Here is an 18,643-nt window from a genome sequence, read left to right on the forward strand (position 1 = left end):
GGCGGCACCTCCCCAGGGCCGCGATCCTTCCACCGTGGTCCGCGCACCAGGCGATGTCAACGCCACGCCGTGCGCCAGGACAGTCCGCGACTTGTCAATCATTATCGAAGACATGCGGATCAGCCGTTTGTTCTTGACGGCCGCCCTCCTGATCGGCGTTCTCGTCCCGGCGCCGGCGCACGCGGCGGCGACGTTCCCACGCATCGACGCGAGCGGATTCCAGCTCGTCTCCGGCGACACGTTCGCGACGTACGGCGCCCGCGTCGCGCAACTGGAGACCAAGCCGCAGCTCGCACCGGTCGGCGTCGCCGAGGTGCTCGCCGCGTCCAATCGCACCGGCCGGCCGTTGTGCCATTCGACGTACCTGAACGCGTCGCTCAACCCGCAGGGCTTCTGCTGGCAGGACGGCGAGGACGACGACGAGAACGTGTGGATCCCGCAGGGCGTGAGCGGGTCGGGCGACGCGCAACCGGCCGGCGGCGCGCGCCGGGTCGTGGTCGCGACCTGGCACAACAGCGACGACACGGCGATCCGGGTGTCGTTCCTGGATCTGGCGACGCTGAAGTACCGGCATGTGCTGCTGGTCGAGCCGACGGCGGACGGGAACTTCCAGGCGATCGCCGGGCACGGGCACGGGCTGTTCTGGTCCGGGAACATGCTCGTCGTGGCGACCGGCGGATCGGTGCTGCGCGTCTTCGACCTGCGGCACATCTGGCGGACGGACACCAGCACCGGCGAGGTCGGGTTAGGGGCCGACGGCAAGTACCACGCGCGGTGGCACGCGTTCGCCCTGCCGCAGGTCGGCGCCTACTGGTACGCCGGCGGCGGTTGCGCGAACTCGATCGGGACGAAGCCGTGCTTCGCCTCGCTCGGCATCGATCACGCCGGGAGCGGCTCGTTCGTGGCGGTGGAGCACACCGAGCGCGGCGGCGGGCGGATCGTGCGCTGGCCGCTCGACGAGGCGGCCGGGCTGCCGCGGGCCGGATCGGACGGCGTCGTGCACGCGGTGGAGGCGTTCAACTCGCCGGTGTGGGGCATGCAGGGCGCGACGTCGTACGACAACAACTTTGTGATCACGGGCGTGTGCCCGGAGTACGCCGGCAACATCGGGGACGGGGTCGACTACCCGAGCTGCCTGCATCGCGGCGTCGGCGGGGACACGACAACGGTCTGGACCAAGGCGCCGAAGAACACCGAGAACCTCTCGTACTGGCCGGCCACCGGCGAGCTGTGGCTGATCAGCGAGCAACTCCGCGAACGCGTGACGGTGCACGTCCCCTTCCCCTAGCAGTCGACCACCTGCCTGTAAGGATGGGCGAGTGAAGGAGTTCTGGGACAACATCACGTCGGTTCAGCCGGAGCCGTCACTGCGACTGGTCATCGGTACGGGCGTCGTCGCTCTGCTGCTGATCGCATGGCGCCCGATCTGGAAGTACACCCGGCAGGTCGTCACGATCGCGCACGAGGGTGCGCACGGTCTGATCGCCGCGCTGGTCGGCCGCAAGCTCTCCGGGATCCGCCTGCACTCGGACACGTCCGGCGTCACGGTCTCGCGGGGCAAACCGACCGGCGGCGGCATGATCGCCGTACTGCTGGCCGGCTACCCGGGTCCCGCGCTGTTCGGCCTCGCCGCGGCGTTCGTCCTCAGCCGCGGGTACGCCGTCGCACTGCTGTGGGGGCTGCTGGCTGCGCTGGTGATCCTGCTGCTCCAGATCCGCAACCTGTTCGGGCTGTGGTCGGTGCTGGTGTTCGGCGCCGTGGTGTTCAGCGTGTCGTGGTGGGGCTCGCCGTCCGTGCAGTCCGCGTTCGCGCACCTGCTCACGTGGTTCCTGCTGCTGGCCGCGCCGCGCGCCGTACTGGAGTTGCAGCACTCCCGCCGACGCGGTCAGGGGCGCAGCTCCGACGCGGATCAGCTGCGGCGGCTGACCGGCGTACCGGCCTTGATGTGGGTCGGGGTGTTCGGGCTGGTCACGCTCGCCTGTCTGGCGCTCGGCGTGATGTGGTCCGGCGTTCTGCCGAGCTAGGGCGGCGGGAGCGTGACGCCGAAGCCAGTCACTGCCAACCGGAGGAGCACCTGTCCCGGCCTGAGCAGATCGGCGACCTTCGCCGCACTCAGTACCTCCAGCTCGCCCAGCCGCTTCTCGTAGCCTCCATTGACATGCGCCTGCTGCAGCTCGACCGTGTTGTGCCAGACCTTCTGCCGGGACTCGCGCAGGAAACGTTGTGACGCGAGGCGGTTGAGCGGTGTGAGGACGCGGTCGAGCAGACTCCGCGGACCGGTCGCCGCGAGCTCACCGTCCTCGGCCGCGACACGTTCCGCGAGTACGGCGTCGATCCGCTCGTGATCCCTCCGGCGTCGCGCCATCAGCCGCCGATCCAGGAAATCGTCGTCGCTGATCACCGCGAGCAACGCCTGCGGCAAGTCGTAGTTCACATGTGCGTTGATGCCGAGCAGCACATGCCCGAGCGCCGGCAGGTCAGGCGGTGCGTCGAACGCCAGACGCCAGGGTCGCGGCACGCCGGCGGCCCCGGTGGCCAGGTCTGCGTCGTGTGCCTGCAGGTACAGCTCGGCGAACCGCACGTCCCAGATCTCGACCCACTCGGGATCCTCGAACCGCGCCTGGTCGATCGCCCGGCCCACCGCCTGGGTCGTCCGCAGGTACGTTCCGAGGAAGTGCCGCCGAGCGGCCAGGTCGGCCGGCAACGCGTCGAGCCGCTGCCGCATCCGCGCCACGACGTCGGCGATCGGACTAGCATCGGTCATCGGATGTCCTCAGGGGGGAACATGCGCACCAGTCCACTGTCCTTCGACCCGGTGGTGGTCGGCAACCGCGAGACGGACGCCTGGGCCGCGTACTACCGGCACGAGTGGGGCCGGTTCCTGGTGGCCGCGGTCGGCATGGTCGCCGCCGGGTTCGGCATGCGACCGCACCGGACACTCGCCGCAGCCTGGTATGTACTGCGCGCCAACCAGGTGTGGTCGCCGTACCCGGACAACCAGCCGGACGCGGCCCGCGCGTACATGCGCCGCTTCTACGAACTCGTTGCCCTGTCCGGCACGCTGTCGCTGGAGCCGGTCGAGGCCGCGCGCCTGGAGGTCGAGTGGTGGCGCGTGCATCGCGCACACCAGCACGACGAGAACGTCACCCGGGAGCAGATCGTGGACGCCCTCGCCGAGCTGTACGCCTACGTGTTCTGCGTCGAGCGCGACACCGTGCGGCACGCAGCGCGGAAGCGGGTCGAGGCGATGGGCCTGTCGGATCAGTGGGTCCGGGCCGGGCGTCATCGCGACGACCCGCTGCTCGCGAGCGAGCGGCGGGCGCTGGTTGCCTCGTACTCCGCGCTTCGAGCCGCCGTCGAGCGCTAGCCGCGTCCGCCGCTGATCGGGCGGTCGCGCTGTGCGACGCCGGGCCCGCCGTACGGGTAGTCCGCCGCGCCCGGGTCGCTGGCCTCGTCGAGTGTCGCGGTCTCCTCCGCGGTCAGGTGCAGGTCCGCGGCGGCGAGGTTGTCGTCGAGCTGGTCCAGTGTGCGGGCGCCGAGGATCACCGACGTGACCGCGGGCCGGTCGACCAGCCAGGCGAGGGCGACCTGCGCCATCGAGATCCCGCGCTTGCCGGCGATCTCACGGACCGCGTCGACCACGTCACGGACCCGCTGGTTGCGGCTGCGCCGGTACCAGGACTCGACGCCGCGGTCCGGGTTCTCGCCGAGCCGGGTCGCACCGGCCGGCTCCTCGTCGAACGAGTACTTCCCAGTCAGCCAGCCACCGCCGAGCGGCGACCACGGCAGCAGGCCCAGCCCGTTCTCCTGCGCGGCCGGCACGATCTCCCATTCGATCTCGCGGACCAGCAGGTTGTACTGCGGCTGCAGCGTGACGAGCCGCGACCAGCCGCGGTGCGCGATCAGGTCGCACGCCTTCTGCAGCTGCCATCCGGTGAAGTTCGACAGACCGCCGTACGAGATCTTGCCCGCGCGGACGGCGTCCTCGAGGAAGCTGAGCGTCTCGTCGAGCGGGGTGATCGGGTCCCACGCGTGCAGCTGGTACAGGTCGACGTGGTCGACACCGAGTCTGCGCAGGGACGCCTCCAGCGCCTCGCGGAGGTGCCGGCGGGACGTGCCGACGTCGTTCGGCCCGTCGCCCGTCGGGAACCTGCCCTTCGTCGCGAGCACGACGTCACCGCTCTTGTTCGCCAGCCAGCGGCCGATGATCTCCTCGGAGACCCCCGCGTTGTAGACGTCGGCGGTGTCGACGAAGTTGCCGCCCGCCTCGACGTACCGGTCCAGCTGCGCGTGCACCCCGGCCTCGTCGGTCTCGTTGCCGAACGTCATGGTGCCGAGCGCATACGTCGAGACGACGGCGCCACTGCTGCCGAGAGTGCGATATTCCACGGTTGCTCCCTCTCATCGGAACTGTCTGAAGCGAAGACTACGGTGGCGGGTATGAAGACAAGTGAACTACTCCTCGACGCACACAGCCGGGTGCAGGAGGTGCTGCACGACGTCGTGGGCGGGCTCGACGACAAGACGCTCGCGACGCGGCCGGGTGACTCGGCGAACTCGATCGCCTGGCTGGTCTGGCATCTCACCCGGGTGCAGGACGACCACCTGGCGGACGCGGGTGGGTATGGGCAGGTCTACACCGCCGACGGGTGGTTCGAGCGGCTCGGACTGCCGTTCGACGCGGCCGACACCGGGTATGGGCACAGCTCCGAGCAGGTCGGGCTGGTGAAGCTGTCGGCGGACCAGTTGCTCGGGTACTACGACGCCGTGCACGTGCGGACCGCGGAGTTCCTGCGCACCGTGACCGACGAGGGTCTGGACCGGATCGTCGACCGCCGGTGGAACCCACCGGTCACGCTCGGCGTGCGACTGGTCAGCGTCATCGACGACTGCGCGCAGCACTCCGGTCAGGCGGCTTATGTGAAGGGTCTGCTCAGCTAAGGGTGGTCTGCCACAGCGATGTGCCGGCGATCAGGTAGAGCTTGTGGTCCGGCATCAGCACGGCATCGGTCACCGGACCCTCCGGGCCCTGCGTGTCCTGGACGGTCCACTCCCCGCCGTGACCGGTGAGCACCTTCACTTTGTTGTCCTGAGCAACGACTTGGACGATCTTGTCGCCGTCGACGATCGGCGGCGGCAACTTGTCCTTGTCCCCCACCGGCACCGACGGCACGCCCTGCAGCCGCTTCGCGGTTCCGGACGCGTCCAGCTGCCAGATCGCGAGCTTGCCGTCGACGTACCCGGAGATGACGCAGTCCTTCGCGCAGGTCGCGGTGTTGGCCTGGCTGCGGCTGCCGGGCTCGGGCAGCGCGATCCGGGTCCAACCCTGGTTGAACTTGGTGGACCGCCACACGGCGGCCTCCTGCGCGACGGTGTTGGGCGCGAGCCGGACCTGCGAGCCGACGAGCACGATGCTGTCGCCGAGCGTCGTACCGAAGCCGGGGCCGACCAGCAGCGACGACGTGCTCTGCAGCGCCGTCTTCGTCGGGTCCTGCCGCGTCCACTTGCCGTCCGGTTGCGGCAGCCAGACCATCGCGTCGTTGCCGGTCTCGACTCCGCCCCAGGTGCCGAGCAGGGCGCCGCCGCTCGGGGTGAGGACGGCGCTGAACAGGTCGCCGGCGGTCTGTCCGCCGAACGTCCAGAAGTTCTGCGGGTGCTCGACCAGCCCGGTCTGCGGTGTGCCGGTCCAGACCGTCCAGCGGGTGTTGGAGTGCGCACCGCCGGACGCTCCGCCGAGGGCGAGGAGTTGCTTGCCGTCGTACGCGATCGAGTACCAGATCGCCTCGAACGCATACGGACTGGCCGCGTTCGGCCGCACCGCGATCGGCGTCCACCGGCCGTTCCGAAGGATCTGCGCTTCGGGCACGACCTTTGCTCCGCGATGCCGCAGACCCACCAGCAGCTCGCTGCCATGTGCGGCCAGGACGACGGGCTCCGCCTGGCCCACGGCCACCTTCGACCATGCCAACGGCGGCGGCGACGCGGACTTCTCGTCCTTGCAGGCGGCTGCCGCTGCCATCAGCACTCCGGCCAGGATCGCGACCGCAGCGAGGCGCCGCATGTCAGCGGCTCTGCGGGAGCTTGGTGGTCTGCTTCCGGCCGGTCCGCGGTGCGGACGGCGGTGGCACGACCGGGCCGATGTCGCCGTCCGGCGCGGTGTCCAGGTCGACGATCACCGGGGCGTGGTCGCTCGGGCCGGTGCCCTTGCGTGCCTTGCGGTCGATCCATGCGGCCTTGACCCGCTCCGCGACCGGCACGGTGGCCAGCATCAGGTCGATCCGCATGCCGAGGTCCTGGTGGAACATGCCGGCGCGGTAGTCCCAGTAGCTGAAGATGCGGTTGTCCGGCCACCGGTCGCGGACCACGTCGTGCAGGTCCTTCGCAGCCATCAGCTCCGCGAGCGCCTGCCGCTCGGGCGGCGTCACGTGCGTCTCACCGACGTACGCCGCCGGGTCGAACACGTCGGCGTCGGTCGGCGCGATGTTCATGTCGCCGCAGACGATCTGATCGGCCGGTCCGCCGGCGACGACCTCGGTCAGGGCCGCCAACCAGGCGAGTTTGTACTGATAATGGTCGGAGTCGACCACGCGGCCGTTGGGAACGTAGAGCGAATGGATGCGGACACCGCCGCACGTCGCCGCGATCGCGCGGGCCTCGGGGTTCGGGAAGCCGGGCGCGCCGGCGACGCCGGTCACCACGTCTTCGAGGCCGACCTTGGACAGCAGAGCGACACCGTTCCACTGCAGCTCGCCGTACAGGCCGGTCTCGTAGCCGCGACCGGTCAGCTCGTCACCGAGCAGTTTCGTGAACGCGTCGTCCGCGAGCTTGGTCTCCTGCAGGCACACGACATCGGGCTGCCGCTCGTCGAGCCAGTCCAGCAGCCGCGGCATCCGCTGCTTGACCGAGTTCACATTCCACGTGGCGACTCGCATCCGACCAAGGTAGCGCCCGCCGGGGACAACGTCAGCCGAGCTTGGGCGCCCTCCAGACGAGAGTGTTCAGCAGGTCGGTCCCGGGACGTTCGACGCTGTTGTTGTGGCGCGGCTTGTCCTTGCGTCCCCAGGCATCGTCGCCCAGCCACGGCGGTACGCCGAACGGCAGGTCCCCCGGCGGGATCGGCGAGTAGTCCGACTCAGTGAACTTCGGGCCGTAGTTGGGGACACCGTTGTCGCCGTCCGGGTCCGGGGTCACGATCACCCGCAGGTCCGTGACGGCCGCACGCCAACTGTCGACGAGAGCCTTGGCGTTGCGGCTCGACGGGTGCGGCACCTCGAACACCGGCACGTCCGGCTTGTCGTCCCAGAGCTGCACGGCCGCGCGGGCCTGGGTGCCGAACGCGACGATCGCCTGCAGTTGCGGGCCGATGATCAGGTCCAGCAACGTGTTCCGCCAGCCGAGCTGATCGGGCCTGGACAGCAGTGGCGCCGCCTGCTGGGCACGGGACGGCCGGAGCGCGTACGCGTACGCGTTGACCAGCGCGTAGCTGCGGGTCAGGCCGAGCTTGTGCAGGAAGCCCTGCACGCGTTGCCCGGCGTCGCCGACCAGCGTGCGGCAGGCGATCCGTTCGGTCGGCCCGGGATCGGACGCGATCGCGAGCAGCCGGGCCGTGCGGTTCAGCCGGCCGCGGTAGAAGACGGTCCCCCAGTCGTACCAGAACAATTCCCGGAAATCGGCGTAGCTCGGCAGTTTCGCCAGGTGCCGCGCCACCGTGGCCGGCGGGCCCGGATCGAATTCCCCCATCGAACAACCTCCCCCTCGGCGATACGCTCATGATCAGGGGCGGCACGGGGAATTCTACGGGAGGGTGGGCGATGTTCGTACTGCGTGGAACCGTGGTGACGATGCGACCGGACGGAGCGGTTCTTTCCGGCGGCGCGGTGTACGTCGGCGACGACGGGCTGATCGCGGCGGTGACGCCGTCGGACCCGGAGCCCGCCGGTTTCGAGAATGCGCCGCGGATCACCGCGGGCGGATTGATCTGCCCCGGTTTGATCGATCTGCACAATCACTTGATGTACAACAGCCTGCCGTTGTGGACGGAGCCCTCGCGCACCGTTCCGTGGACCTCGCACAACCAGTGGGGCCGCGCGCCGACGTACAGCGCTCGGATCAGCCAGCCGGCCAGGTTGCTCGGCGCCACCGCGGGCCGGGCGCTGCTGCGGTACGTCGAGACGCGGGCGATCGTCGGCGGTACGACGTCGATCCAGGGCAACCCGCGCGGCGCCGTACCGCCGGACAACGACCTGATCCGCAACATCGACTCCGAGAAACTGGGCACCCACGACGACTTCATCCGGGTCAGCACACTGGTTGCCGACAGCGCCGAAGCCCTGGCGCCGTACGCCGCCGCGGTGGCGGCCGGCCGCGGATTCATCGCGCATTCGGCGGAGGGATCGGATCCGAAACTGCGCTCGGAGTTCCGGCTGCTGGCCGATGTCGGCGTGGTGAAACCGCAACTGGTCGCGATTCACGGGGCTGCGCTGAATGCCGACGACTTCGCCGCGATGAAGGCCGGGAATTCGAGTCTGGTGTGGTCGCCGTTCTCGAACCTGTGGTTGTACGGGGCAACGGCGGACGTGAAAACTGCGCACTCAACCGGCGTGCGATTGTGCCTGGGGTCGGACTGGGGTCCGTCCGGGACGCGGAATGTCCTGTGGGAGTTGAAGGTCGCCGACCTGTGGAACAAGAAACACTCGGTCTTCACCGACGAGGAACTGGTCCGGATGGTCACGTCGAATCCCGGCGACGCGTTGTCCGGCGTGTGGCCGCGTCCGATCGGCCGGGTCGAACGCGGCGCGCTCGCCGACCTGGTCGTCGTACGGCGCTCCGCCGGCGGCACGTACCGCAGCCTCATCGAGGCGACCGAGCCGGACATCAGACTGGTCGTCGTGGGCGGCCGCGCCCGCTACGGCCTCCGGTCACTGATGACTCCGCTCGCTCCGGCGGCGACGCCGATCCGGGTCGGACGGCTGTCCCGCATGATCGACTACGGCGACCCGGCCGTGACGTGGAAGACCGTCGTCGCCGACCTGGAGAAGATCCGCAGCGATCCAGCCGGAGCATCTGCGCGCGCCGCCATCACGTTCGCCGCGCTCGCCGCTGACGGGGCTGACGGGACCGGCTTTGCCGACTCGTTCGTGCTGTTGCCGGACATGCCGGCTCCCGAGGTCGGCGACGAATTCAACCGCGCCGGTCCCCCGGAGGCGGTCAGCATTCCGCCGCTGGAGCCGCTGACCACCGGCCCGGACTGGTTCGACGCGGTCGACGCCAACCCGTTCCACGGGGGCCTGCTCAGCGGTCTGCGCGCCTATACATGAGACAAGAGGTCGGATCACTCGCCGGTTCGGGGTAGCGTCCCGCCAGGAATTCCGTGCGCGCGGGAGGGTGGGGCGAGGATGCTGCAGGGGCTGGGTATCGGTCAGCAGGAGGAAGCCGTCTACGTGGAGCTGCTGCGTCGGCGCCGGGCCACGGCCGCCGACCTCGGCTCCGCCGCGCAACTGCCGTGCGAGCGCGTGACCGCCGCGCTGACCCGGCTGGCCGAGCTCGGACTCGTCACCGGCGACGAGTCCGGCCTGTACAACGCCGTACCGCCGGACGTCGGGCTCGGAACGCTCGTCGTCCAGCATCAGAGCACGCTGCAGCTGGTGCAACGACGGCTGTCCGAACTCGTCGACGTGTACCGCACCGGCGCGGCGTCGACGATGAGCGAGGTCGAGGCGCTCACCACGCCGGAGGAGCTGGCGACGTGGGTGGACAACATCGAGCGCGGCGCGAAGCACGAGCTACTCGCGTTCTTCCGCCCGCCGTACGTGCTGGACGGCGATCTCGAGGTCACGACGGACGTCCCGTCGTACCGGTACGTGTACGAGCGGGCCGCGCTCGACGACCCGCGGACGCCGGCGGAGATCGGACGATTCCTGGACGGCGGCTACCAGATCCGGATCGTCAACGAGCTGCCGAGCAAGATGATCATCATGGACCGGACGATCGTGCTGCTGCCGATGCTGCCGGACCAGGCAGGGATCGAGCCGGGGTTCCTGCTGGTGCGCGGGCAGTCCCTGGTCCGGCTGCTGGTGGACCTGTTCGAGCGGGTCTGGCAGCTGGCGACACCGCTACGGCTGAGCGCCGCCAACCTCGTCGAAGGCGGTCCGGCGTGGGACGACTTCGACATCAAGCTACTCACGTACCTGCTGTCCGGGATGCCGGACAAGTCGGCCGCCGGCAAGCTCGGCACCAGCGAGCGGACGGTGCAGCGCCGGATCAAGCGGCTGATGGAGCTGTCCGGCACCGACAGCCGCATGCAGCTGGCCTGGTACGCCGCCCGCTCCGGACTGATCGCGCCGTGACCGCGGGGGTGCCCCCACTCGTTTTACGAGCAAGGGCACCCCGTGAGGTCAGCGCAGCCGGTAGGCCCGGGTCACGGTCTGCTCAACGGCGGTGCCGTCGACGTCCGTGGCCTGGACCCGCAGCGTGACGAACCCGTTGGTGTTGCGCAGCGCGGGGCTCATCAGGACGCCCTTGGCGCTCGCGGCGTCGGTCGTGGTCACCGGGACCTGGGTCCAGGTCGCGCCGTCGTCGTACGAGGCCGACAGCGTGACGTCCCGCAGCTTCGGAGCAGCCAGCCCCTTCGGGTACCGGAAGCCGAGGCCGAGGGTGGCCGCCCGCCCTGCCTGCACCGTGTTGTCGAGCGCGACGTCCAGGTCGTAGTCGATCGACATGACAGGCAGCAGACTCCGGTCGCTGTGCTCCGACCGGAACGTCCAGGCGGTGCTGGCCTTGGTCGATGTCGTCCACCACGGCTGGTTCTTGGTGACGTCGAGGACGAGCTTGTACGTCGCCGGCTGCGGCACCATCGGGAACGCCACCGTGCTCGACGGCGCCGAGCCGAGCAGCTGGCCGTCCCGGTAGACCGTGGTCACCGACTTGTCCAGGTTGCTCGGGAGCGTGAACCACTGTCCGGTCCCCGTGTCCAGGAGCGGCGCGATGTCCGTGCCGCCGAGGTCACCGATGCGGACGGCGCCGTCCGGGTGGTTCGGCGTGATCGCGGAGCGGACCACGGCCTTGTTCCAGGCCCGGCTGGTCGTCCGGCCGGCCTGCAGAACGGTCGGCATGGTCTGGTACGACCCGCCCATCGGCTCCCAGACACCGGCCGCCGACACCAACTCCCAGGTCCGTACGCCGCCAGTGACGTACTCGGTCGTCTTGCGCGGCATCGCCGACCGCTTCAGCATCATCACGACGAACGTCTGCTTGTCCGAGATCAGGTACCGCGCATAGCCGCCCAGCGCCGGCGTCGACGCGTGGAAGCTGCTGTCGACCGTCGCCAGTTCGCTCGGATCGGCCCTGTACTGCTGGTTCGCTGCGATGCCCACCTGGGTCTTCAGGACCTCGTAGCTGTACGGCGGCACTGCTGTACCGCGGAACAGCAGCATGGCGTCGCGGCTGGCAGCCAGCTTGACGCCCTGCTCGTTGGACAGCGAGAGCGCGGGAATCGCGGTCGGGTCCTTCCGGTAGATCGCGGTACCCCAGTCACCCGGTGCGTCGTTGTAGACGATCACTACGGCCGCACCTGCGGTAGCCGCGTTCGCGATGACCTGGCTGATGCTGACTGCGTCACTCCGCTTCACCAGCGCCACGGCTCCACGGACCGCCGAGCCGGTGAGGTCCTCCGGCCGGCCGGTGCCCGCGTCGACGACGTGGAGCTGTTTGGTGCCGTTGATCCGGGCAGAACCGGCCCAGCCGTCGATGTATTCCGGCGTGATCGCGAAGGAGTTCCGGCCGACGACCTGAGTGCTCAGCTCTGGGGCGCTGGCCGAGAACTGCAGCCTGTGCTCGATGAGCTCCTTCTTGCCGGTGGACGGGATCGCCCACAACTTCGTGTAGCCGGGGGCGTCCGACTGCAGCTCGTACCGCAGCTTGGTGTTGTCGCTCATCAAGGACACGCTCATGCGGACCTGGCTGGTCTGGCTGGGCAGCGGCGTCTGGAGACGTACCTGCTGCGCCTTGGTGCCGTCGAACGTGACCGTGCGGTCTGCGTCGAGCACTATGCCGGACTCCGCGCCGTACACGGCCTGGCGGACCTGCCCGTAGTCAGGCGTGAACCGGTAGGTGGACGACTCGAAGGCGTACTCACCCCGCGGCAGGCTGAGCGTCATGGTGCCCGCGGTGCCCAGGAAGTAGTACATGTCGGCCGGCTTGGGGTTCTTGAGGTCGAACACGTAGACCATGCCGTACGCCGCGGGGGCCGGCGTCGTGTCCCGGTCCTTCACCGAGATCGTGACGTCGAACCGCTCCACGTCCTGCACGAACCCGATGGCCGTCGTGACAACAGCCTTGCCGTCGGCTGACGTTGCGACGACGTGTTCGCCGTACGAGCCGGTGGCCATGGTGCCGCCGGTCAGTGTGACCGGTACGTCGGCGGTGCCGTGGGCGGGAACCGTCACCGAGTCCGCGCCGAGCTGGAAGGTCCCGGCCGGGACCGCGGTACCGGCTGCTTTCTGCGCCAGCGACAGGGTGATCGGCTCGTCGCCGTTGTTGGTGTAGGTGAGCTGCTTGACGACCGGCGCGGTCGAGCCGAACGGCCGCATCCCGAAGTCGACGACACCCGACCCGGACACCTGCTGACGGAAGGCACGGCTCACGTCGACGCGGCCGGCGCCCTGCAGGTAGACCGACGTCTCGGCGGTGGTCTTCGCTGTACTGACCAGCTGGTTCTTCAGCTGGGCGGGGGTCCAGTCCGGGTGCTCCTCGGCGAGGATCGCGGCCGCGCCGGCGACGTGCGGCGTCGCCATCGACGTACCGCTGGCCGTGGTGTAGTTGGCGTCCACCGGAGTGCCCATGGTGGTACCGGCCGCACGGGCGGCGACGATCGCCGAGCCGGGGGCGGTGATCTCGGGCTTCAGGGCGCCTTCGGCGAGCGGGCCGCGGCTGGAGAAGTACGTGACCGCGTCGTTCTGGTCGACAGCGCCGACCGTCAGGGCCGAGGCCGCGTTGCCGGGCGAACCGACGGTCGAGTCCGCCGGACCCGAGTTACCCGCGGCGATCGTGAACAGGACGCCGGTCTGCGCGGTGAGCGTGTCGACGGCGGCAACCAGCGGGTCCTCATCCCTCGGCCCTGCTGATCCACCCAGGCTCATCGAGACGACCTTGGCACCGGAGTGCGCGGCCCAGTCCATCCCGGCCAGGATGTCCGACTGGGCGCCGGAGCCCGCGTCGGACAGCACCTTGCCGATCACCAGCTCCGCGCCCGGCGCGACACCGCGGTACTTGCCGCCCGACGCGGCACCGCTGCCCGCGACCGTGGACGCGACGTGGGTGCCGTGACCATGCCCGTCCTGGACCGACTCGCCCGGTACGAAGCTCTGGCTGGCGACCACCTTGCCGGTCAGGTCCGGGTGGTTCAGGTCGACGCCGGTGTCCAGGATCGCGACCTTGACGCCGGTGCCGTCGTACCCGGCCTGCCAAGCGTCCGGGGCGCCGATCTGCGGCACGCTCTTGTCCAGCAGGGCATGCATCTTGCTGTCCAGCCAGATGTGGTCGAGGCCCCCGGACAGCCGCGGCCCGGCGTCGTCGACCGAGTCCCAGAACGTGGCCGTCTTCGCCTTGTCCGCGGTGACGGCGGCGCCGCGGATGCTGGGCAGGCTGCGCTTGATCTTCGTGCCGGACGGGGTCTTGATCTTGCCGGAGTACTTGACGATCAGCGGGATGGCGCCGCTGTGCGCGTCGTCGTACCCCTGGGCGATCAGGCCGGTGACGTTGAACAGCTTCTGGTCGAGCTTTCCGGACGCGATCAGCGGCTCCGCCTCGGGCGGGATGACGTACACGTCGTCGCCGACGGCGTAGCTGCGGAAGCTGGCCGCGGATCCGGCGTGCGGGGTGACCGCGACCGACGGCTTGCCGGCCGTCTTCGTCACGGTGACGACGTCACCGGTGACCAAGGTGACCTTGGTCGCGGGCTGCTGGGACGCGCTGCCTGCCTGTGGGGTGACCGCAGCCTTGGGCGTCACCGCGGCTGTGGGTGTCGCCGCGGCCGGGGGTGCCGGCGGCTCGGCGGAGGCGATCGCGCTGCCGGGCACCACGAGGGTGGCGGTGAGCGCGACGCCGAGCAGCATCGATCTTCTGGTTGCCATGGGGGGTGGCCCTCCTTCTTCCGGATTCCGTTCCGGTGCCGCACAGCCTCGTCAAGGCGGCCGGAGTGCCGCTACGGATCCGCCTGGCGATCACCCGACATGTCAGGTCGCCGCCGAGTTGCCACTACTCGGCGTAGTTATCCACATACTCGAAGTCATCGGTCCGCGGGAGGGTGAAACGCGGCACTCTCTTGGGCAAGGAGATCGGCGGCGAAGGGGACGGGATGGGAGATCTGGACTGTGAACCGGCGGACGTGACGGCGCTGGTGGCGTACCTGCGCGACATCGGGCAGCACGAGCTACTGACCTTGGAGGAGGTGAACGAGCACTCGTACTGGATCGAGGCCGGTGTGCTGGCGGCGGACCGGCTGAGCGGCGATCCGGGCCGGCACGACCCGGGCGACCTGCGCCAGGTCGTCGCGCTCGGGCAGCACTCGTGGCGCCGGATGATCGAGGGCAACCTGCGCCTGGTCGTCTCGCTCGCCAGGCGGTACGGCGGGAAGGGCATCTCGCTGCTCGACCTGATCCAGGAGGGCAACATCGGGCTGATGCGCGCGGTCGAGCGGTTCGACCACCGCCGCGGCCACCGCTTCTCGACGTACGCGATCTGGTGGATCCGCCAGTCGATCGGCCGCGCGATCTCGGACCGTTCCCGCCTGGTCCGGATGCCGGCCCAGGCGTACGCGGACGCGTCCCGGGTGGCGTCCGCGCGCCAGGAGCTGACCCAGGAGCTGGGCCGCGACCCAGGGGCGCCGGAGCTCGCGCGAGCGACCGGCCTGAGCATCGCCCGGATCGAGCGGGCGCAGGCGTGGCGGACGCAACCCGAGACCCTCGACCTCGACGACACGGACCCGGTGATCGACGACGACCCGATCGTGCTGCGCGCCGCGCTCCGCCGCGACCTCGCCCACCACCTGCAGTTCCTCGGCGACCTGCACCAGACCGTGCTCCACCGGCGGTACGGGCTGCACGGTCACATCCCGTCCACACCCGAGGAGATCGCGTCGCAGCTGGGTCTGAACACGGCGAAGGTCCGCGCGCTCGAGCGTGAAGCGCTCCGGCAACTCCGGCGCCGGGCGCTGCCTCAGCTCCGTGACTACGTCGCCTGACCGACACCTTGGCGCGACTGGAATGATGTGGGTGTGAGACTCCTGCGTACCCCCTGGCCGCGCGAGCTGGGCGAAGCCGTGTCGGCCACCGCCCGCGAGTCGACCGGCAGGAAGGAAGACGTCCTCGCCGCCGTCCAACTGACCACCGGCCGCTGGGTGGCCGGCACCCGCGCGGCCGTCTACCTGCCGTCCGACTCCGCGGACGCGGCCCGCCGGGTCGGGTGGGAGAAGATCGAGCGCGCCAACTGGGACTCCGAGGCCTCGGTGCTGCACGTCTACGAGACCACCGACTTCGGCACCCCGCTGCGCGCCACCGAGCTCAAGGTCGACGACCCGGGCCGCTTCGGCCAGCTGCTCCGCGAGCGCGTGGACGCGAGCATCGTCGTTCAGCGCCACGTCCCGCTCGCCGGCAAGCGCGGCGTACGCATCGTCGGCCGCCGCAACCCGGCCGCCACCGACGCCGCCGTCACCTGGAACATCGTTCTGGACAAGGGATTGGAGCCCACCCAGCCCGGCGTCGTCGACGCCGCCGAGGCGGCCCTCCGGCAGGTCCGCGACGAGTTCGGAATCTGACCCGGCAGCGTCCAGAATCCCGTTTTTGTAGTTCGCCGCCCGCCTGCTAACCTACTCAGGTCCTCGGGGATCGAGGACGAAGCACCACCCCGATCCCGCGTAGCTCAATTGGCAGAGCAGCCGGCTGTTAACCGGCAGGTTACTGGTTCGAGTCCAGTCGCGGGAGCAACAACCCAGCCGGGCCTCCACTTGAGGAGCCCGGCTTTCTCATGTCACTCGGCCCTCTCGATGACAAGGTTCAGCGCATGAAGCGGTGGGGATGGGCGGCGCTGGCCTGCGGGCTGCTGATGTCAGCCGGATGCGGCACCGAAACCGCAACAACAGCTGGCGGAGGACCCCCGTCCGTAAGCACGCCGGCGCCGAGCGTGGCGCACAGACCAACACCCACTCCTCCCCCACCCACCTGCCCGGCATCAGGCGCCTCGATCACCGTCGGCCCGGTCGAGCCCGCGCTCGGCCACCGAGCCGTCGTACTCAAACTGACGAACTGCCGAAGCAAGCCCCTGATCCTCAACGGCTACCCGCAGGTCGCCGTCCTCGACGCCCGCCGCCGAACGATGAACGTCACGATCACCCACGGCACGTCGTACATGGCAAGAGACCCCGGCCCAACCCTGATCCGCCTCAAGAAAGGCGAATCCGCCCTGGCCGCCATCTCCTGGTCCAACACGGTCGAAGTGGCCGAGACCATAGCCCCAGGCACCTACCTCGCCATCGCCCCACTGGCTGGCGACCGCCCAACCACCCGACCGCTCACCATCGACCTGGCACCACAGCCAAACTCACCCTGACCGCCTGGTGCCTGAAATTCGCCAACTGACCCCAAGCTCCACGAGGAAGTGCTACTTCCCCTTCTTCCGGTCGATCGCCCGCTGGATACGGTGCTGCGGTTGACCGGTAATCTTCGCGAGCAACGGCACGCGGTACTTGTACGCCGCGATCGCGCCCACCACGAGCACCAGGAAAATGAGCCAGCCCATCGGTGTTCCCTTCGTCCGGACCTGGCTCCATCATGCCCGGTCCACCCCACCCACCCCTCAGTCAAACCCCTGACCCACCCCTGGTTTCACACCCCACCCCCACCCACCAGATACGATCTGCCGCACACGGGGCGGTAGCTCAGCTGGTTAGAGCAGGGGACTCATAATCCCTGGGTCACGGGTTCGAGTCCCGTCCGCCCTACTCCGTACCATGCGTGAGTCCGGGTCATCCTTGACAGGTTGGCTCGGGCTCTTGCTTTACGTCGCTCCGGTAGATGCTTGACGGTGGCTTCGGTTGTTTCTTGACACTCGACTCATGCTGATGGAGTTGAGCGTGCACGAGCAGAACCGGACGCATTCGGTCCCGACGAAGAAGCGGTCGCACTTCGCGGTCCTGCGGCGATACTCCCAAGACACCAACACCAAGCCGCGCGACGTGGTGCAGCAACTGATCGAGACCCGCCAACTTCCCGGCCGAATGATTCAGCGCGCCGAGCGGGGGAACCGAGCTCGTACGGGAGTTGACGGAGCCCGGGGTCCGGAGCTTCCAGGCCCCGGCGTTCAAACCACCAGCGCCGGGGACCGCTCCGATCGTCGCCGATCATCCGGAAACTGACGCGTGACCGGCCGCCCGTCCTGCCAACCGGGGCCGACGGCAGGTAGGCCCCCGGACCTCGCGCCGTGCCGGATCGGGTCAAATGCGTGCGTTGGCTCGTGCCTAACTGCCGGGCGCGTGATGGGATGATCCAAGCTTATGTAACTTAACAGTTACGTAACCATCTCGATACATTAAATCAGGTGGAGGCAATTTTGCGGGCACTCGCGGACGAGAGCCGACGCACCGTGCTAGAGGCGTTGGCCAACGGGGAAGCGACCGCGGGCGAGCTGGCGACCTTGCTGCCGATTGCCCGGCCAGGCGTATCCCGGCATCTTCGGGTGCTGCGTGAGGCGGGTCTGGTCGAGGTTCGCCAGCAGGCGCAGCAGCGCATCTGGGTGGAGGTGTGCGAACCCCCGCGGCGTCTGCAAGTGGTGACCAGGGAAACCGACGAGTCCTGGCAGCAGGGTGGTGGCGTGGCGCCCTTCGACCAGACCACCGAAGCAACGCTGGCCACCGACGGAGGCAAGACCACCCTGGTCATCGAGATCCACGGCATGCCCTTGGCCAAGATTGCCCCCTACGGGGCCGGGTGGCAGATCCACGCCGAAAATCTGGCCACCTACCTCGCCGGACGCGAGCCTGGCGACACCAAGCCGCGGTGGGACGAGCTCGCCCCTGCCTATCAGGAGCTGGCAACGACCATCGGATAGCGCCGCCGTAGCGTCCGGGAGCAACGCAAGGGACGTTTCCATCTTCGTGGGGGATGTGACGCAGCGAGCGGTTCTCGATCGTCGCGTTTCGACTGGCCTCCGGTGCGCACGGACACCGCCTGCGGTAGCTCGAGCGGTGTCGCCCTTCTGGCGGGACCGGAAATTGCCGTCCGCAGCGTGTCCGACAGGGGTCGCTCACAGTCGAGCTCCAGGCGAACCATGGCTGACCTGGTCGCCTGTCCAATGGGTGAGCTCGTCGAACACCACGAGCCCGACAGAATTCACCTTCACCCAGGCGTCGCGACAGCCCGGCGTGTAGCGCGAGGCTGCGCCCTTCTGGCCAGTCTCCGACCGCCTCCGAACCCACGCAAACCCCTCAGCCGACCTTTCGCGTGGCAGGCAAGATCCCCGCAGAGCCCTGCTGTGCAGGGCTCTCACATCTCCCACTCAGCGCCCATGCTGCGAGTGTTTTGGAGCGGGTACTTGAGGTCTCTCAGTTCGACTTGGGTGGATGGGGACTGCCCGTTCGTCGCGGAGGCCCTGC

Annotated in this window: 17 protein-coding genes, 2 tRNA genes and 1 pseudogene; 13 read left to right on the forward strand and 7 right to left on the reverse strand. The window is 69.2% G+C overall.

Annotation, left to right across the window (positions count from 1 at the left end; translation table 11 throughout):
- Positions 1-112: 112 nt before the first annotated feature.
- The gene (locus AB0L64_RS26060) at positions 113-1,288 is read left to right on the forward strand and encodes a hypothetical protein (protein ID WP_363714061.1); all 1,176 of its coding nucleotides are present in this window, start codon (positions 113-115) and stop codon (positions 1,286-1,288) included.
- Between the two features lie 31 nt (positions 1,289-1,319).
- On the forward strand, positions 1,320-2,024 hold the full coding sequence (locus AB0L64_RS26065; protein WP_359932471.1) for a M50 family metallopeptidase: 705 nt from the start codon (positions 1,320-1,322) through the stop codon (positions 2,022-2,024).
- Here the strand turns inward: AB0L64_RS26065 and AB0L64_RS26070 are convergent.
- A complete protein-coding gene (locus AB0L64_RS26070) occupies positions 2,021-2,764 on the reverse strand; it encodes a DUF5995 family protein (protein WP_363714064.1) in 744 nt (247 codons plus the stop codon). The two genes, AB0L64_RS26065 and AB0L64_RS26070, sit on opposite strands and share 4 nt — an antisense overlap.
- Before the next feature lie 21 nt (positions 2,765-2,785).
- On the opposite strand from AB0L64_RS26070, the gene AB0L64_RS26075 reads away from it, so the two are divergent.
- On the forward strand, positions 2,786-3,367 hold the full coding sequence (locus tag AB0L64_RS26075) for a hypothetical protein (RefSeq protein WP_363714066.1): 582 nt from the start codon (positions 2,786-2,788) through the stop codon (positions 3,365-3,367).
- On the opposite strand, the gene AB0L64_RS26080 is transcribed toward AB0L64_RS26075, so the two are convergent.
- Positions 3,364-4,389 carry an aldo/keto reductase gene (locus tag AB0L64_RS26080; protein WP_363714068.1) on the reverse strand — a complete coding sequence of 342 codons (1,026 nt, stop codon included), beginning with the start codon at positions 4,387-4,389 and terminating at the stop codon, positions 3,364-3,366. The genes AB0L64_RS26075 and AB0L64_RS26080 overlap by 4 nt on opposite strands.
- Positions 4,390-4,440: 51 nt before the next feature.
- Between AB0L64_RS26080 and AB0L64_RS26085 the strand changes: the two genes are divergently transcribed.
- The gene (locus AB0L64_RS26085; protein ID WP_363714070.1) at positions 4,441-4,941 is read left to right on the forward strand and encodes a DUF664 domain-containing protein; all 501 of its coding nucleotides are present in this window, start codon (positions 4,441-4,443) and stop codon (positions 4,939-4,941) included.
- On the opposite strand, the gene AB0L64_RS26090 is transcribed toward AB0L64_RS26085, so the two are convergent.
- Genes AB0L64_RS26090 through AB0L64_RS26100 form a run of 3 tightly spaced genes read right to left on the reverse strand, consistent with a single transcriptional unit; the run spans position 4,934 to position 7,740 of the window.
- Positions 4,934-6,061: a hypothetical protein gene (locus AB0L64_RS26090; RefSeq protein ID WP_363714072.1), complete on the reverse strand. Its 1,128-nt coding sequence runs from the start codon at positions 6,059-6,061 to the stop codon at positions 4,934-4,936. The two genes, AB0L64_RS26085 and AB0L64_RS26090, sit on opposite strands and share 8 nt — an antisense overlap.
- A 1-nt stretch (position 6,062) precedes the next feature.
- The gene (locus AB0L64_RS26095) at positions 6,063-6,932 is read right to left on the reverse strand and encodes an exodeoxyribonuclease III (RefSeq protein ID WP_363714074.1); all 870 of its coding nucleotides are present in this window, start codon (positions 6,930-6,932) and stop codon (positions 6,063-6,065) included.
- Positions 6,933-6,963: 31 nt separating this feature from the next.
- Positions 6,964-7,740 carry a uracil-DNA glycosylase family protein gene (locus AB0L64_RS26100; protein ID WP_363714076.1) on the reverse strand — a complete coding sequence of 259 codons (777 nt, stop codon included), beginning with the start codon at positions 7,738-7,740 and terminating at the stop codon, positions 6,964-6,966.
- 71 nt (positions 7,741-7,811) lie between these two features.
- Between AB0L64_RS26100 and AB0L64_RS26105 the strand changes: the two genes are divergently transcribed.
- Together AB0L64_RS26105 and AB0L64_RS26110 are read left to right on the forward strand one after the other, a co-directional pair.
- Positions 7,812-9,317: an amidohydrolase family protein gene (locus tag AB0L64_RS26105; protein WP_363714078.1), complete on the forward strand. Its 1,506-nt coding sequence runs from the start codon at positions 7,812-7,814 to the stop codon at positions 9,315-9,317.
- Between the two features lie 78 nt (positions 9,318-9,395).
- Positions 9,396-10,346 (forward strand): helix-turn-helix domain-containing protein, encoded by a 951-nt coding sequence (locus tag AB0L64_RS26110; RefSeq protein ID WP_363714080.1) that lies wholly within the window; start codon positions 9,396-9,398, stop codon positions 10,344-10,346.
- Positions 10,347-10,394: 48 nt separating this feature from the next.
- Here the strand turns inward: AB0L64_RS26110 and AB0L64_RS26115 are convergent, their stop codons facing one another.
- Positions 10,395-14,129 (reverse strand): S8 family serine peptidase, encoded by a 3,735-nt coding sequence (locus tag AB0L64_RS26115; RefSeq protein WP_363714082.1) that lies wholly within the window; start codon positions 14,127-14,129, stop codon positions 10,395-10,397.
- 224 nt (positions 14,130-14,353) lie between these two features.
- Between AB0L64_RS26115 and AB0L64_RS26120 the strand changes: the two genes are divergently transcribed.
- The 4 genes from AB0L64_RS26120 (at position 14,354) to AB0L64_RS26135 (ending at position 16,602) form a co-directional block, all read left to right on the forward strand.
- Positions 14,354-15,238 (forward strand): sigma-70 family RNA polymerase sigma factor, encoded by an 885-nt coding sequence (locus tag AB0L64_RS26120; RefSeq protein WP_363714084.1) that lies wholly within the window; start codon positions 14,354-14,356, stop codon positions 15,236-15,238.
- Between the two features lie 33 nt (positions 15,239-15,271).
- Positions 15,272-15,811 carry a hypothetical protein gene (locus tag AB0L64_RS26125; protein ID WP_363714086.1) on the forward strand — a complete coding sequence of 180 codons (540 nt, stop codon included), beginning with the start codon at positions 15,272-15,274 and terminating at the stop codon, positions 15,809-15,811.
- A gap of 93 nt (positions 15,812-15,904) precedes the next feature.
- A tRNA-Asn gene (locus tag AB0L64_RS26130) sits at positions 15,905-15,977 on the forward strand.
- A 43-nt stretch (positions 15,978-16,020) separates the two neighbouring features.
- Positions 16,021-16,602, forward strand: coding sequence for a DUF4232 domain-containing protein (locus AB0L64_RS26135; RefSeq protein ID WP_363714088.1), 582 nt, complete (start codon positions 16,021-16,023; stop codon positions 16,600-16,602).
- A gap of 51 nt (positions 16,603-16,653) precedes the next feature.
- Here the strand turns inward: AB0L64_RS26135 and AB0L64_RS26140 are convergent, their stop codons facing one another.
- Positions 16,654-16,791, reverse strand: coding sequence for a hypothetical protein (locus AB0L64_RS26140; protein ID WP_363714090.1), 138 nt, complete (start codon positions 16,789-16,791; stop codon positions 16,654-16,656).
- Between the two features lie 128 nt (positions 16,792-16,919).
- Between AB0L64_RS26140 and AB0L64_RS26145 the strand changes: the two genes are divergently transcribed.
- The 3 genes and pseudogenes from AB0L64_RS26145 to AB0L64_RS26155 all read left to right on the forward strand — a co-directional run bounded on the left by AB0L64_RS26145 (position 16,920) and on the right by AB0L64_RS26155 (position 18,099).
- Positions 16,920-16,993 (forward strand) — tRNA-Ile (locus tag AB0L64_RS26145).
- A gap of 183 nt (positions 16,994-17,176) precedes the next feature.
- Positions 17,177-17,263, forward strand: a pseudogene (locus AB0L64_RS26150) (antitermination regulator); the annotation flags it as partial.
- 326 nt (positions 17,264-17,589) lie between these two features.
- Positions 17,590-18,099 carry a metalloregulator ArsR/SmtB family transcription factor gene (locus tag AB0L64_RS26155; RefSeq protein ID WP_363714092.1) on the forward strand — a complete coding sequence of 170 codons (510 nt, stop codon included), beginning with the start codon at positions 17,590-17,592 and terminating at the stop codon, positions 18,097-18,099.
- The last annotated feature ends 544 nt before the right edge of the window (positions 18,100-18,643 follow it).

The sequence above is a fragment of the Kribbella sp. NPDC051936 genome (assembly GCF_040680955.1).
GTDB lineage: Bacteria > Actinomycetota > Actinomycetes > Propionibacteriales > Kribbellaceae > Kribbella.